Source organism: Streptomyces sp. NPDC002835 (genome assembly GCF_053591995.1).
This window is the reverse complement of sequence record NZ_JBSFUW010000033.1, coordinates 1-15,343: the sequence shown is the minus strand read 5'-3', so window position 1 is coordinate 15,343 and position 15,343 is coordinate 1. Positions and strand designations below refer to the sequence as shown.

Sequence of the window (15,343 nt, the reverse complement as noted above, 5' to 3'; positions counted from 1 at the left end):
AGCGGGCGGGACGGGGGCTCCGGTGCGCGGATCATGCGCGCGGGCGTGTGCGCTGGGGCGCGCGGCTGTGGAGTTTTGCTTCGTACACTGCGGCCCCCGACCGGCGTCCGGCCCCCTGGATACTTCCGTTCGGAGGAGCACGCGGCGACGATGGTGGCCACGTGCCCCATGGCGCCGACGGCCTCGGGGACATCGGCGCCATCGGGACGACGATCGCCCGGGCGGCCAACCGGCAGTGATGCCGGAGGTTTCAGGCGGCAGGTGTGTTCGTGGACCAGCCGGAGCGCTTCGCCACGGTCCTGGCGGTCGAGAGTCTCCACGAGGCCGTGGTGCAGTTCATGCCGATGCGCGATGCAGTGAGAGGCCGCCGGGGCGTGGCCGCCTGCCCGGGGTTGCCGGGCAGACGGCCACGCGGTGGGACGGGGAGGGATCAGGCGTCCGGGTGGGTGCCGTCGAAGTACTGCTGCGCCTCGGCGTACACGTCGCGGGCGAGCTCACGGCCCTGGGTGTCGGCCACGGTGTGGTCGAACTTCCAGTGCACGCCGCCCCACAGGCGGGACTCGCCCACCTCCTTGGCCGCGTCGGAGAACGTGGCCCACTTCAGCTTGATGTCCTTCGAGGGCATGTTCGTCTCGATGGCCGAGCTGCCCGCCTTGACGACGTCGGTCCCGCCGTACCTGTCGGACCCGGTGAACTGCTTGAGGATCTCCGCACCGACAGCGGTGAAGCCGGTGTGCCCCGAGCCGTAGGCCGCGAACGCGGGCGTCTTGAGGTAGGGCTGCCACTTGGCGCCGTCGATCAGCTTGGTCCCCTGGTCGGGCCCGGCGTAGCCGAGGATCTTCTTGCCGTCCATGGCGTACCGGATCATCGTGATCGGGCGGCCGTAGTCGAAGTGGACCTTGGTCTTCCAGTCGACGACCGCCTCGTCGCCCTGGGCGACGTTGAGGGCGAAATACAGCTTCACGTCCTCGTCGAGGCTGTGGCGGTCGCGCCTGGAGACGAAGGCCGCCCACTCCTGGGGGATGGACGAGGACGAGGTGTCCCGGTACTGCCAGTGCTCGGCGATCGCCTTCTGGCGCTCCGTCAGGCGCACGCTGATCTTCATCTGCTCGGCGATGGCGCGCCTGGAGGCCCCGCTGCCGTACCGCGGCGGTGCCGGCGGCAGGTAGCTGTCGACGTCATCGATGAGGAACGGCTCGACATCGGCGAAGTGCGGGGTGAGGAAGTCGTGCGTCAATCCGTTCAGCCTCAGCGGCGTCCAGCGGCTCGGGTCGACGATCTTGCTCTTGTCGAAGTCGTCCACGTCCTGCGCCTGGTTGACCGGCTCGTAGTAGCCCTCCGGCGTCTTGTACGCCGGGCTGGCCTGCTGGTTGGAGCCGTCCTGGTGGCGGACCTCGAGCAGCGCGTCGGTCGCCGTGACCGCCACGGCGGCGGGCGTGCCCGCCTCGGCCGAGCCGGCCTCGGCCGCGTCGTAGCCGAGCTCCGCGAGCTTGGCGTCGAACGTCGCCCGCTGCTCGGGGAACAGGTCGCCCAGTGCACGGTGCGCCGCGAAACTGATCGCCTTGCGCTTGTTGGCCTCGGTGCGCTCCGCCGCGGGGCGGCGCAGGTCGCCGCCGAGCTGGGTGCCCACGGCCTTCGCGTCGTACGCGGCCCAGGCGTCGTACATCGCGTTGTGCACGACGGCGAGCGTCCGTCCGCCGACCGGCGGCGGAGTGGGGTGCGGGGAGCCCTGGTTGTTCACCCGCATCGCCTCGCTGACCTGCTTGTTCCACTGCAGGACGACACTGTCGCCGTTGGCGGTGGCCGGCGCCGCGGCCGGGTTCGTCGGGTCGTCGCTCGACGTCGCGGAGGCGGCGGGACCGGTGATCGTGCCGGCCAGGGTCATGGCGGTGAGGGACCCGAAGACAGCCCAGCGCTTCAGCGGGTTCGTCTGGGGACGGAGGGACTTCATGACGGTGCCACGGGTCCTTTCTCAGTGAGGTGTCGGGACGGGCAGGCGGTGATGCGGCTGATCACTCGGGCCAGCGCGAGCCGTTGATGATGTCGACGAAGTCCGGCCGTACATAGCCCTCGGTGTAGCGCGCGAGGACATCGGCCTTGATGTTGCCGAAGGTGGTGTCGGGGCGGTGCGCGATGCCGTCGTTGAAGGCTCGCAGGATCTGGTTCTTGAAGTCGGGGCGCGGGTGGGCCGCGACCACGGCGGCGCGCTGCTCGTCGGTGATGTCGTCGTAGCCGATGCCGAGAACGTCGAGCTCGACGCCGGCGGTGACCAGGGCGATCTCCGGAGCCATGTAGGTGGGGATCTCGGGAGTGGTGTGCAGGGCGATGGCCTCCCACACCACACGGGCCGAGTCCGCGGGGACGCCGCGCGCCAGGAGGAACTCCTTGGCGTCCTCGGCGCCGTCGATCTCGAAGCGGCGGGTGGAGGAGCGATGCTTCTCGGCGAGCCCCAGGTCGTGGAACATGGCGCCGACGTAGAGCAGCTCGGGGTCGTACGACAGGCCGCGACGCTCGCCCTGCAGGGCGCCGAAGAGGTACACGCGACGGGAGTGGTGGAAGATCAGTTCGTTTGCCGTGTCACGGACCAGCTCGGTGGCCTCCTTGGCCAGGGCGCTGTCGGGGACCTTGATGTCGGCAATGGTCATGCGTGCTCCAGAGGGCAGGTGTCAGCGGCACGGAAAGGGAGGCGGGGGACGGGGCTCTGGCGGGGCGGGTACGGTCCGGGGACGGCGGACGGTGCGCCCGGCGGTGTGCGGCGACGGATCGCGGCCTTTGGCGGTCAACTACCGCGACACGACCTGTGGTCGTGCTCGACGCGCTCTCGTCGGAGACAGGCAAGACACTAGGTACCGGCCCGCAGGAGCACAGGCGGCACCCGGGGATTTAGTCAACTAGCCCGGATATCCACCGGGTTCCGCATGGTGACCCGGGAGACCTGATGGATCCCCAGGCGGTTGCTGTCGTTGCGGAACGGACCCTTCTAGGATCCGCCGCATGATTGATGGTCCGCAGGGGAGCGGCACTCGGGCATCCTCGTCCGAGTGTCAGTGGTGCAGGCACCGTGACCTGGTGGTGGGAACTGACGGACGGCGCTCACCTGTTGCTGATCGCCTCCGGCCACCCGCAGGATCCCGCCGCCGAGATCGACCGGCAGGCGGAGGAGATCATCTCCGCCGGCGCCGACCGCCGTGGACGAAGGGACATCGATGAGCGCACACAATGGGACCGATCTGTATGCGACGTTCGAACAGGTGCCCAAGGCGGTGGCGTCCGAACAGCTCTTGGTTTCGACGGAGTCCTCCGGCGCGACCCACGGGCTGCCGCGGCCGGCGAATGTGGTGACCGTGCTCGGCACGCACAAGATGGTGAGGGAAGACGGCGTCGCGCCGGCCCGGGCCGGCATCGCCTCCGCTGTGGCCGGCATGGAAGCCCGGCTCGACGGCAACGATCAACCGGAGAACCTGAAGTCCTGCGAACCGGCGTCTCACCTCGTTCCCGTGGACCGGCTCCAGCCCGCTGATTCGCCTCGCCGCGCAGGAGAGGACGAGGAGCATGTCCAGAGGCTGGTCGAGAGTGAAACCGAATGGCCGCCCATCCTGGTCCACAGGGCCACACATCATGTGATCGACGGGATGCACAGGCTCCGCGCGGCCAAGCAAAAAGGCCACGACTTCATCAGGGTCGAGTTCTTCGACGGCAGCGAGGAGGAGGCTTTCGTCGAAGCCGTGCGAGTCAACACCAGGCACGGCCTCCCGCTCTCCCTGGAGGACCGGCGTTCGGCGGCCGAGCGCATCATCGCCTCACGGCAGGACATGTCGGACAGGCGGATCGCTGAATGCGCGGGGCTGTCCGCCAAGACGGTCGGCAATATCCGGCGGCGGCTGAACCCGGGTTCCTCGCAGCAAGATGTGCGGGTGGGCAAGGACGGGCGCCGTCGTCCGCTCAGCTCGGCCGACGGCCGACGGCTGGCGGCCGAGGCGCTGTCGGCCGAACCGCTCGCTCCGCTACGGCACATCGCCAAGGTCGCCGGAGTTTCCCTGGGTACCGCGCACGACGTCAGGGAACGGATGCGCCGCGGCGAGGATCCAGTCACGCGCGGGGACCGCCGTAGGCCGCGAACGTCCGATGCCCGTGATGGCTCAGTACCTCAGGTCACAGATCTGCGCGTAGCCGCCCGGGAGCGGGAGAACATGCGGACGCGGCTGCAGTCGTTGCAGAGGGATCCTTCACTGAGGTCCTCGGAATCGGGCAGAGAACTGCTGCGGTGGCTGCACCTGCACCAGCAGGTGAGAGTCACCTCCCGGCAGGTCGTGCAGAACCTGCCGCCTCACCTTGCGGCGAGTGTGGCCGAGTTGGCCATCCAGTGCTCAGAGACGTGGCGGAGCATTGCCCGGGAAGTCCAGGAACGTGCGAACGTGGGTGAAGCTCCCTCACGGCCTCTGAGGGAGTCGCGCACCCCTGGTTCGATCAGACCATGAGGGCCGGACGCGGTACGGGTGCGCCGGCCGGATGCCGCTGGGCGTCCGGCCGGCGTGACGACTCGGGCGCGGGCCGGCTCCGGTTCCGTTGCTGCCGCCCCGTTCGGGCGGGCCATGGCGGTGGGGTCGGCCGGGCTCAGGGCGACCCCACCACGGCTTCAGGCGCGAGGCGTCAACGGCCCGATGCGGTAGAGGATCTCGTCGTGGTCGCCCCCCGGGAGCCCCGCCGCCGGGAACAACAACTCGGTGTGGGTTTCGGCGTCGTACTTCCTGGCGACCATGTGAAGCAGCATGGTGATCGCCTTGTTCTGTGCGGAGACGCTGGTCTCGACGTACGTCGCCCCGGTGGCCACCTGGGCGTCGATCGCGTTCACGAGGATGTTGACCCCCAGGCCCGAAACGCCACTGTCGGGCTTGATCGCCGCCTGCCAGATGAAGAAGGTGTCCGGCTCTTCGGGCCGGCGGTAGCCGGTCAGGAAGCCCACGATGTCACCGTCCGCGGTGGCGGCCACCATGGACGTCTGGGCGAAGTCACGGAACCAGAGCGTGTAGTGGTAGGAACTGTTGTTGTCCAGCATCGGCTCGTCGAGGACCATCTGCCAGACGGCGACCGCGTCCTGCTGGGTGGGTGTGCGGTAGTGGACGGCGGTGCTGGACTTCAGCGCTGTCGATTCGGTCATCGTTCGTTCTTCCCCTCGTGGAAGGTTAATTGAAGTTCCGGCCGGATGACAGGCAGGGCGGGCCCACTGCCGAATATGTGGACAACGGCGGCCGAACGGCACGCCGAGTCTGCCTGCACTGCCGGCATTTCGTCCACATCCTCACGAGAAGGCGTTCGACACCTTCTCGTGAAGCACGAGGAAACCACGTAATCTCTGAGCGTGGATCCACTGGACGGCGATCCGGCCGGCCCTGTTCAACCGAGTACTTTCCTCGGTTGAACAGAGACTTCCCGCCGATGCGCCCCCGGAAGGGGTGCCGCCAGGAGCTGCGGCGATGCCACTCCCTGTCATACGATCAGCAGCCCTCCGACCACTACTCGCTCCGGTCGTGCGATGGACCTGACGCCCCGTCATGTTCAATTTCCTGACTCTGGATCGCTGCAATTCCTGCTGTTAGCCTTTTACTTCTCTTGATGGTTCAAGGAAAGGGTGCCGTAGTGGCCGTCCAGCACGCACGCGAGAAAGTGCTCTTGGTCGTTGGGATCGGAAGCCAGAAGGGCCGGGACAACAGGCCCTACAGGGAGTATCTGCTCCGGGCTGCGGCGGACCGTCATCCGGTCTGGCTGTTCGAACGCGACGAGCTCACATGGCAGCGTGATTACGCCATCGGATCCACCGTGTTGAACCTTTTCGACGTCGACGAGATGGTGCAGGCGGCGAAGGAACTGGCCGACCGCCACGACATTGTCGGGGTGCTGTGCCCCGATGAAGCGGTGCTGCCCTTCTACGCGGCGATCGTGGACTTCCTCGGACTTCCGGGCCTCTCGGCCGCCACCGCCGCCAAGTGCCGGGACAAGAAGACCTCGCGACGCCTCCTGACAGAGGCAGGAGTACCCCAGCCGGGATTCACGACCGTCTACTCCGCGGAGGAGGCGTACTCGGCCGCGAAGGAACTGGGCTGCCCGGTCGTCGTCAAGCCGCGGACACTGGGTTCGAGTTACGGCGTCGTCGGCGTGCACCGCCTCGAGGACATGGCCGAGGCTTTCACCGTGTCGACCAAGGCCGGCTACCCGGGCGTCCATGTGCCGGACGACTACATCGTCGAGAAGTTCCTCACCGGTGAAGAGGTGAGCATCGACGGTGTCGTCTACGAAGGCCGGTACCTGCCGAAGTTCGTGGCCCACAAGAAGGTGGAGGACGAGCCGTACTTCGTCGAAGTGGGGCACACCGTGACCGGTGACGACCCGCTCCTGCAGGACCGATCCCTCATCGACATGCTGCAGAAGGCCCACGAGGTCCTCGGGATCACCCACGGGACGACTCACACCGAGGTCAAGCTCACCCCGCAGGGACCGGTGATCGTGGAGATCAACGGGCGCCCCGGCGGCGATCTCATCCCGCGCCTCGGAGAGATGGCCACCGGCATCGACACCGGAGCGGCGTCGGTCGACGTCATCACCGGGCGCGAACCGTCGATCTCCCGCACGCGGTCCAAGACGGTGAGCATCCGGTTCCTGAGGCCCGAGCGGGACCTGGTGTACCGGTCGGTCGACCTTTCAGAGACCGTCAACTCGCCCGGCGTCGTGGAAGCGGGCTCCGCGGCCTATCCGGGAGACGTCCTGCGCTGTCCGCCTGGTGACTACGTGGCGCGTTACGCGTACATCATCGTCGAGGGCAGCGACGAGAAGGAGTGCGCGGAACTGCTGGACCAGGCGCAGCGGACAGTGAAGCTGGACTTCGAGCTGCTGGAAAGCGAATGAGCGGAACGCCGACGGCAGGCCGGCGGCCGTACCGCACCGTCAAGGGCATCCCGACACCGATCCTGATCGTCTCGGTCAGTGCCTTTCTCAACCGGGTCGGCGGGTTCTTCGCCATATTCCTGGCACTCATTCTCGCCTCCCGGGGCTTCGATCCCGGCCAGATCACGATGGCCCTGGCCGTTGTCGCAGGGGCCGGCATGGCGGGGGCGGGCCTGTCCGGCTGGATCGCCGACCGCATCGGGCTGCGCAGCACCCTGGTGCTCTTCACGCTGGCGACAGGACTGCTGTCGCTGGCGCTGATGGGGCTGACGGGATACCTCGCCTCGGTGATCCTCGCCGCGCTGCTGTCCCTGGCGGTTCAGGGTTTCTCTCCGGTGGCACAGGCGGTCATCAGCATCACGGCCCCCGCGGACCGGCGGCTCACCATGTTCGCCGGGTTCCGCACGGCCTTCAATCTGGGAGTTGCCCTCGGCGGAATGATCGGGGGATTCTGGGCCGAATCCCATATGAGCACCCTGCTGCTCGGCAATGCGATCGTGGCCTTCGCGTCGACGCTGATGCTGTTGGCTCTCCCTGCGAAGCTCCGCGAAGAGGACGACGGATCCGGGAGCGGTGCACCCGGCGACAGGGAACCGAAGTCCCTGTCCGGCGACCCGGCTTACATGGCGTTCTGCGTCCTCTTCGGACTCACGACGATGATCTACGCCATGCACTTGGGGCCGCTGCCGCTGTCGGTCATCGACGCGGGATTCGGCGCGAAAGTATTCGGCGCCATGCTCACCGCCAATGCCGTCATGGTCATGTGTTTCGAAATCCCGGTCTCGGTCCTGCTCAGACGCGTTCCCTCCCATATCGCGGCAGCGCTGGGATCGGCCTGCGTGGTCAGCGGCATGGCGATACTGGCTCTCGGCATCAGCTGGCCGGTCATCATCATCTCTGTCGTGCTCTGGACAGCCGGCGAGATCGTGGTCACACCCACCGCCTCCGACATCTCGGCGAAGGCGGCTCCGCAGGGCGGGGCAGCCAAGTACCAGTCGTTCCTGGGCTTCTGGCAGTCGACGGGGGTATCGGTCGGGCCGGCACTCGGTGTCTACCTCTACGGCGTTCACGGCGACCTGCCGTGGTGGTTCGGCGGAATCGCCGGTGTCGGCATCGTGGTCGGCATCTATTTCCTCGTCCGTTCACGACTGGCCCGTTCGGGCCCGGAAACCGACGCCGTACACGCCAAGCCGCACGAGACGAGCGCGCGGTGACCGGGAGTGCCGTCGGGCTCCCTGCGGCCCGCTTCGACGCGCCGGTGGCGGGGCATCGTCGATCGTCGTGGCGGTCCGCCCGTAACGCCCCGCAGCGGGTGTTACGGGCGGACCGGCATGCACTGCCTCTCCCGACCGGCTGAGCTCATCAACATTTCCAGTTTCGACCCGAACTGCGGAAATCTGTTTGTTCGCTGCACGGCAACGAACTGCGGCACCCTGACGGCCCCCAATTGAAAGGGGCGGGAGGGGTGCATTTATGTGGCCAAAATATCAGCCCGCGGCAGCAGTCGTGAAAGGTTGAGGAATAGCTTGACGTTCATGGGTGGAGCCACTCAGGATTGATCCTGAGTGGCTCACTCGTACAAGTTGATAAATCCTCGCGAAATCGCTTGTGCCGCGACTTCGGTGATTGTGCCGTCACCCTGCAGACGTGATGCTTCGACAAGAAGGTGCAGGAGTCTGGCTCGCCGCGTTGGTAGCCCCTTCGCGAAGCAGTCACTCGAAATCATCTCCACCTCATACCGGGAGGAATTCCAGCCATGACCGACCGACTTCTCACCCTCATCAAGGACGCGATCGAAGAGACCAACGAGCGGAGGGACGAGAAGATCCCCACCACGGACCTGCCCTCCCTCTCCCTGTACGGGGACAACGGAGTCTTCGACTCCATGCAGCTGGTCAACTTCCTGACCCAGGTGGAAGAGGCCCTCGAGGACGAGTACGACGTGGAGATCTCGCTGACCTCGGAGAAGGCCGTGTCCCAGAGGGTGAGCCCGTTCAGCAGCGTCAGCCGGCTCATCAAGTTCATCGAGGCGGAGCTGGACGAGGCCGGCGTCGCCGTCTCCGAGTCGGCCTGACCGGGCCGGGGCCGCTCCGATGATTACCCTGGTCACCGGAACCAGGACCGGCATAGGGAAGGCTCTGGCCGAACACTTCCTCGAGCGCGGGGACACCGTCATCGGCTGCAGCCGAAGGCCCTCGAGCATTGAGCACCCCGAATACCGGCATCACGAGATCGACGTGACCGACGCCGCACAGGTGCGGTCCATGTTCCGCGATGTCCGCCGCCGGTTCGGGTACTTGGACGCGCTCGTCAACAACGCGGGCACCGCGGTCATGAACCACTTCATGATGACGCCGGAGAAGACCGCGCGCGAAGTCTTCGATCTCAACTTCTTCGCGGTTCTGAACTGCTGCCGGGAGGGCGCCAAACTCCTGCAGAAGAGTCCGGCGGAGTCCGCGGCGATCCTCAACGTCTCGACGGTCGCCGTGCCGTGGGCCCTGGACGGCCAGCTCGTCTACTCGGCGAGCAAGAGCGCCGTCGAGCAGCTGGTCCGTGTCATGAGCAAGGAACTGGCCGGGTCGGGGATACGGGTCAACGGGATCGGGCTGCCGCCGGTCCGCACCGTTCTCACCCGAACGCTCCCGCCGGAGACCCTCGACGCCGTCGTCGCCCGGCAGACGATCGGGCGGATGTGCGAGATGGGGGACATCACCGGGCCGGTCGACTTCCTGACCACGGACCGCTCCGGCTTCGTCACCGGCGAGACGCTCTATCTGGGAGGAATCCACTGATGCGGGACACCCTGGTTGACAGGTTGGAGCGGTTGGGAGACCGCACTGCCGTCGTCCACAAGGAATCAAGTCGCACGTACACCGAACTGGCCGGAGAGATCCGGCGTATCGAGACGATGCTGGACGAGGCAGGGGTGAAGCCGCACGACGCCGTTGTCCTCAGAGGAGACTTCTCGTTCTCCCACATCGCCGCCCTCTTCGCGCTCTACCGCCGCAAGGCCGTGGTGGTGCCCGTCGTGACGTTCACCGAGACGACGCTGGCGGCCGTCCGCGAGGCCTGCCGCCCCAAATACGTCGTGGAGGTGGACCAGGAGGTCGTGGTCGAACCGTTCGACTCGCCTCCGGGCGCCGCGGAGCTCTACGCAGGACTGATCGCGTCCGGCTCGGCCGGGCTCGTCCTCCTCTCCAGTGGATCGACGGGGACGCCGAAGGCGGTCCTGCACAACTTCGACTCCCTGGTGGAGGAGAAGATCGGCACGAGTGAGCGCGTGGGCAGGAAGCCCCCGCACATCCTGCTGTTCCTCCTGGCCGACCACATCGGGGGGATCAACTCCCTCCTCGGCGTCGTGCGCAGCGCGGCGACCGCGGTGGTGCCGGCCAGGCGCACGCCGGAGGAGATCTGTTCACTGGTCGCGCAGTACGGCATCCGTCTGCTCCCGACCAGCCCGACGTTCCTCAACCTCGTTCTCATCGGCGGCTTTCACGAGAAGTTCGACCTCTCCAGCCTGCGGCTGATCACCTACGGGACCGAGCCCATGCCGGAGGAACTGCTCAAGCGCGTCCATGCGGCCTTCCCGCGTGCCCGCCTCCTCCAGACCTTCGGGACCAGCGAGACGGGCATCTCGACCACGGAGAGCGAGTCGTCGTCCAGCACGTACTTCAAGATCTCCGACGAGGGCGTCGAATACCGGGTCGTGGACGGGGAACTGCAGCTGCGCACCAAGACCCAGTTCCTCGGCTACCTCAACTACTCCAACGAGGCCGTCACCGCGGACGGATGGTTCCGCACGGGCGACCTCGTGGAGGAGAGCGGGGACGGCTACATCAAGGTCAAGGGTCGTGCGAAGGAGATCATCAACGTCGGTGGCGAGAAGGTCCTCCCACTGGAACTCGAGTCGATCCTCCTGGGCAGCCCTCACATCGCCGACTGCACCGTCTACGGGAAGCCGAACTCGATCACCGGACAGGCCGTCCATGTTGATGTCCGGCCTGCCGGCGACATGAGCAAGTCCGAGGTCCGCCGGCATGTCCGCGCATTCCTCGACGGCAAGGTCGAGCCGTTCAAGATGCCCGCCAAGATCTCCGTGATCGACGAGATGTCCGTCTCGAGCCGGTTCAAGAAGAAGAGGATCATGCAGTGACCCGTCTGCTCTTTATCGGGGCGGGCAAGTTCGCCCTCGAAGTGGCGCGCTACGCCGAGGACTCCGGTTTCGAAATCGAGCACTATCTCGCCATCGAGGGCGAGGAGGTCCACGCACCGGACGGAAAGTGGTCCAAGCTCGCCGAATACGAGCCGGCCAAGGGCGCGGAAGTCGTCCTTGCGGTGTCCGACATGGCACAGCGGCGCGAGTTGATCGACGGATATATCACGCCTCGGGGGCTGGCGGCGGTCAATGTCGTCCACCCCTCCTCCCGCGTCGATCCCGCCGCGATCGAAGGCCTGGGCAATATCATCGGGCCGGACAACTATGTCGGCGTGAACGTCGTCATCGGCAGCTACAACGTCATCAATTACCGGTGTACGGTCGGGAATCACTCCCGCATCGGATCGGCCAACTTCCTCTCCCCGAACTTCCACAGCGGAAACAGTGTGGAACTCGGAGACTGGAATTTCTTCGGCCTCGACTGCACGGTCGCCCCCGAGGTCTCCATCGGCGACGAATGCCGCTTCCAGGCAGGACTCACCTTGTTCGAGGACGCCGCAAGCGGCTTCTCCTACATCGCGCCGAGCCGCATCAAATCCATCAAGTCGCTTCAGTCCTGAAAGGGAATACCCCGTGAACCGATCGACCGTCGCCATCATCGGGGCCGGCCCTGCCGGCTGCACCGCCGCCCTCACCCTGCACAAGCTGGGTCATGTGCCGGTCGTCTACGAGCGAGAGACGTTCCCCCGCTACCGGGTCGGGGAGTCCTTCCTGCCCGGTTCGCTGTCCATCTTCAACCGGCTCGGCCTGCAGGAGAAGATTGATGCCGCCGGCTTCATCAAGAAGCCTTCGGCCACATTCCTCTGGGGACAGGAGGGGGCCCCGTGGACCTTCTCCTTCACCACCCCGAAAACCTCGCCGTGGGTCTTCGACCACTCCATACAGGTCGACCGCGGGGAGTTCGACAAGATCCTCCTCGACGAGGTCAAGGAACGCGGCATCGAGGTGCACGAGAACACCTCGGTGTCCAACGTGGACATATCGGATCCCCGAAAGGTGTCGCTCACCGCAGGCCAGGGCGATGCCGCACAGCAGGCCGAATTCGACTTCGTGATCGACGCCGGCGGCCCCAACGGGCCCCTGGCCCGCAAGCTCAAGGTGCGGCGCTACGACGAGTACTTCAAGAGCTTCGCGGTCTGGTCCTACTTCCGCTGCCCCGACCCCTTCGAGGGCGACCTCAAGGGAACGACCTACTCCATCACCTTCGAGGACGGCTGGGTGTGGCTGATCCCGCTGAAGGACGACCTCTACAGCGTCGGACTGATCGTCGACCGCTCGAAGTCGGCCGAGCTCAAGGAGATGGGCCCCGACCGCTTCTTCCGGGAAACCCTCGCCAAGGCCGCACGGGCCAAGGAGATCCTCGGCGATTCCGAAATGGTCGACAAGGTCCGCGTCATCCACGACTGGTCGTACGACTCCGAGGTGTACTCCGACGGACGCTACTTCCTCTCCGGTGACTCGGCCTGCTTCACCGACCCGCTGTTCTCCCAGGGCGTCCACATGGCCACGCAGTCGGCCGTCTCCGCGGCCGCCGCGATCGACCGGATCACCAAGCAGGAAGAGGAGGCCGAAGAAGTCCACGCCTGGTACAACCGCGCCTACCGCGAAACCTACGACCAGTACCACGAGTTCCTCGCCTCCTTCTACACCATGGCCTCCATGACCGAACCGGAGTCCGAGTACTGGAACAAGCGGGCCATCACCGGAGCCGACGACGAGCGCCTGACGAGCATGCGCTGGTTCGACCGCCTGGCCGCCTCCAGCAAGGACGGCACCTGGTCGGTGGAGGACTTCCGCGACCGCGCGACGATCCTGATGAGCATCGGACGCCACCAGCGCATGGAGCTGAGCGACGAGTTCAAGGACAAGGAGCTCGGCCCCGCCCGCGTGCAGTGGATCGGTCAGCTGACAAAGAAGCTCAACCGCATCACGCGCCTGCAGTGGAACGGCGAGGAGGTCATCCTCAAGCCGTACTACAAGGTCGACCCCGAGACGTTCGGCCTGGCGGCCAAGCAGGTCCTCGCCAACGAGCAGGGCCGCGACATGATCAAGTGGACCCTGGAGGAGAAGCACCGGGACATCTTCAGGCGTCTCCTCAAGGAGGACGTCGGCTACAAGGAGCTGATCCGCAGCCTGGGCGACACCGGCCAGCAGGAACTCAGCTCCCAGATCGTCATTCGCCTCATGGAGGCAGGCCTCCTGACCGGCTACGACAAGCACGGCGAAAAGGTCTTCATCCAGGACCGCCTCCGTTTCGACGGCGTGGGAACCGAATACGAGGTCTGACCCCCATATCTGCCGCCCGTGGCCCCGGCCGCCGACGCCACGGGCGGCAGTTTCGGAAACCACCCAGGGAAGGGAGCGGAGGTGTCTGCCGTCGACGCCCTGCCGGCCGCCGGCGAATGCCACCTCTGGTCGGTGTCCGTTCGCGCGCGCCCGGACTGGGAAGTGCTGCTGACGCCTGACGAGGCGGCCCGTGCCGGGGAGATTCCCGAGGGCGGGCGGCGGAATCTGTTCGTCACCTCGCGTGCGGCACAGCGTTTGATCGCCGGTCGCTACACGGGAAGACCGACCCGCCAGGTACGCATCCAACGCACCTGCGACCGCTGCGGCGCCGGCCACGGCCGCCCTCGAGTCGTCGGAGCCGGTTACGACTACTCGGTCACACACACCCGCCGCCGGGTTCTGATCGGGGTCGTCGCACAGGGGCTCGTGGGCATCGACCTTGACACGCTTCCGGACTCCGGCGTCTCGGAAGGCCTCATCGACCGCACCGTGACACCGGACGAACGCGCGGCCTTGTCCCGGCTGCCCGCGGTTGAACGGATGGAAGCCTTCGCGAGGCTGTGGTCGAGAAAGGAGGCCGCCGTCAAGCTCACGGGACACGGACTGTCGGCGCGGCTGGACCGTATCGGGGTACGGGGCGACCTGGCACTGCCACAGGGGAATCCTGCCGAGGACTGGCCCTCGTTCCAGGTCCACCTGCTGGACGTGCTCGTGGAAGGGCATGCCGCAGCGATCGCCAGTACGCATCGAATAACCGATCTGGTCACGCGATCCCTGGCCTTGGACCAGTAGCGAGCTGCGGGGCCGCCGGCCCGGACCGGCCCCGCCACGCTCGGCGCGAGGGGCCGGGCGGCCCGACGCGGCAGGCGTTCTCGTGGTCTGCCCTGTCTCCGGTGAGGGGAGCGGGGCACGTCGCGGACGGGACGCCTCACTCACCCCAGGCAAGACCATCTGCGCAATCATGGACTGACGGGAATCACTCATGCTCAAGAACAGCTCAGCGTTGCCTGGGGCGCGGCCCGAAGGCACCAAAGACGTGCGCCGGATGGACCGAGTGATCATTCGCTTCGCCGGCGACTCCGGTGACGGTATGCAGCTCACGGGTGACCGGTTCGCCTCTGAGACGGCGTCGTTCGGCAACGACCTGTCCACGCTGCCCAACTTCCCGGCCGAGATCCGAGCCCCTGCCGGCACCCTGCCGGGTGTCTCCTCTTTCCAGCTGCACTTCGCCGACCACGACATCTTCACGCCGGGAGACGCCCCGAACGTCCTCGTGGCAATGAACCCGGCCGCCCTGAAGGCGAACATCGCGGACGTGCCGCGCGGCGCCGAGATCATTGTGAACACGGACGAGTTCACCAAGCGGGCCATGGCGAAGGTCGGCTACGACACCTCGCCGATCGAGGACGGCTCGCTCGACGGGTACAGGGTGCACCCGGTGCCGCTGACGACCCTGACGGTCGAGGCACTCAAGGAGTTCGAGCTCTCGCGCAAGGACGCGGGGCGGTCGAAGAACATGTTCGCGCTGGGCCTGCTGTCGTGGATGTACCACCGGCCCACGGAGGGCACCGAGAACTTCCTGAGGTCGAAGTTCGCGAAGAAGTCGGACATCGCCGAAGCGAACATCACAGCGTTCCGGGCGGGCTGGAACTTCGGCGAGACGACGGAGGACTTCGCGGTCTCGTACGAGGTCGCCCCGGCGAGCTCCGCCTTCCCGGCGGGCACCTACCGGATCATTTCCGGGAACCTGGCCCTCTCCTACGGCCTGATCGCGGCGAGCAAGCAGGCGGACCTGCCGCTGTATCTCGGCTCGTACCCGATCACCCCGGCCTCGGACATCCTCCACGAGCTGTCGAAGCACAAGAACTTCGGTGTGCGGACCTTCCAGGCGGAGGACGAGAT

At 66.6% G+C, this 15,343-nt stretch carries 13 protein-coding genes; 10 read left to right on the top strand and 3 right to left on the bottom strand.

Annotation, left to right across the window (positions count from 1 at the left end):
• Positions 1 to 430 precede the first annotated feature (430 nt).
• Positions 431 to 1,951 (bottom strand): vanadium-dependent haloperoxidase, encoded by a 1,521-nt coding sequence (locus ACWD01_RS28195; protein ID WP_451165611.1) that lies wholly within the window; start codon positions 1,949 to 1,951, stop codon positions 431 to 433.
• A gap of 61 nt (positions 1,952 to 2,012) precedes the next feature.
• Positions 2,013 to 2,645: an HD domain-containing protein gene (locus ACWD01_RS28190; protein WP_451165610.1), complete on the bottom strand. Its 633-nt coding sequence runs from the start codon at positions 2,643 to 2,645 to the stop codon at positions 2,013 to 2,015.
• 561 nt (positions 2,646 to 3,206) lie between these two features.
• Between ACWD01_RS28190 and ACWD01_RS28185 the strand changes: the two genes are divergently transcribed.
• Positions 3,207 to 4,478 (top strand): pseudouridine-5'-phosphate glycosidase, encoded by a 1,272-nt coding sequence (locus ACWD01_RS28185; RefSeq protein ID WP_451165609.1) that lies wholly within the window; start codon positions 3,207 to 3,209, stop codon positions 4,476 to 4,478.
• Positions 4,479 to 4,636: 158 nt separating this feature from the next.
• Here the strand turns inward: ACWD01_RS28185 and ectA are convergent, their stop codons facing one another.
• Positions 4,637 to 5,158, bottom strand: coding sequence for a diaminobutyrate acetyltransferase (gene ectA / locus ACWD01_RS28180; protein ID WP_451165608.1), 522 nt, complete (start codon positions 5,156 to 5,158; stop codon positions 4,637 to 4,639).
• Between the two features lie 659 nt (positions 5,159 to 5,817).
• On the opposite strand from ectA, the gene ACWD01_RS28175 reads away from it, so the two are divergent.
• The 9 genes from ACWD01_RS28175 to ACWD01_RS28135 all read left to right on the top strand — a co-directional run.
• Complete coding sequence (locus ACWD01_RS28175; RefSeq protein ID WP_451165607.1) at positions 5,818 to 6,900, top strand: ATP-grasp domain-containing protein; 1,083 nt, start codon at positions 5,818 to 5,820, stop codon at positions 6,898 to 6,900.
• On the top strand, positions 6,897 to 8,153 hold the full coding sequence (locus ACWD01_RS28170) for an MFS transporter (RefSeq protein ID WP_451165606.1): 1,257 nt from the start codon (positions 6,897 to 6,899) through the stop codon (positions 8,151 to 8,153). Before ACWD01_RS28175 ends, ACWD01_RS28170 begins: the two co-directional genes overlap by 4 nt.
• Positions 8,154 to 8,695: 542 nt before the next feature.
• On the top strand, positions 8,696 to 9,013 hold the full coding sequence (locus ACWD01_RS28165; RefSeq protein WP_451165605.1) for a hypothetical protein: 318 nt from the start codon (positions 8,696 to 8,698) through the stop codon (positions 9,011 to 9,013).
• Between the two features lie 19 nt (positions 9,014 to 9,032).
• Positions 9,033 to 9,731 carry an SDR family NAD(P)-dependent oxidoreductase gene (locus ACWD01_RS28160; RefSeq protein ID WP_451165604.1) on the top strand — a complete coding sequence of 233 codons (699 nt, stop codon included), beginning with the start codon at positions 9,033 to 9,035 and terminating at the stop codon, positions 9,729 to 9,731.
• A complete protein-coding gene (locus tag ACWD01_RS28155) occupies positions 9,731 to 11,092 on the top strand; it encodes a class I adenylate-forming enzyme family protein (RefSeq protein ID WP_451165603.1) in 1,362 nt (453 codons plus the stop codon). Before ACWD01_RS28160 ends, ACWD01_RS28155 begins: the two co-directional genes overlap by 1 nt.
• The gene (locus ACWD01_RS28150; RefSeq protein WP_451165602.1) at positions 11,089 to 11,715 is read left to right on the top strand and encodes a hypothetical protein; all 627 of its coding nucleotides are present in this window, start codon (positions 11,089 to 11,091) and stop codon (positions 11,713 to 11,715) included. The genes ACWD01_RS28155 and ACWD01_RS28150 overlap by 4 nt, the downstream gene beginning before the upstream one ends.
• 13 nt (positions 11,716 to 11,728) lie before the next feature.
• Positions 11,729 to 13,441, top strand: coding sequence for a chloramphenicol-biosynthetic FADH2-dependent halogenase CmlS (cmlS, locus tag ACWD01_RS28145; RefSeq protein WP_451165601.1), 1,713 nt, complete (start codon positions 11,729 to 11,731; stop codon positions 13,439 to 13,441).
• Between the two features lie 81 nt (positions 13,442 to 13,522).
• Positions 13,523 to 14,233: a 4'-phosphopantetheinyl transferase family protein gene (locus ACWD01_RS28140; protein WP_451165600.1), complete on the top strand. Its 711-nt coding sequence runs from the start codon at positions 13,523 to 13,525 to the stop codon at positions 14,231 to 14,233.
• 190 nt (positions 14,234 to 14,423) lie between these two features.
• A partial coding sequence (locus ACWD01_RS28135; protein WP_451165599.1) for a 2-oxoacid:acceptor oxidoreductase family protein occupies positions 14,424 to 15,343 on the top strand: 920 nt, incomplete at its 3' end.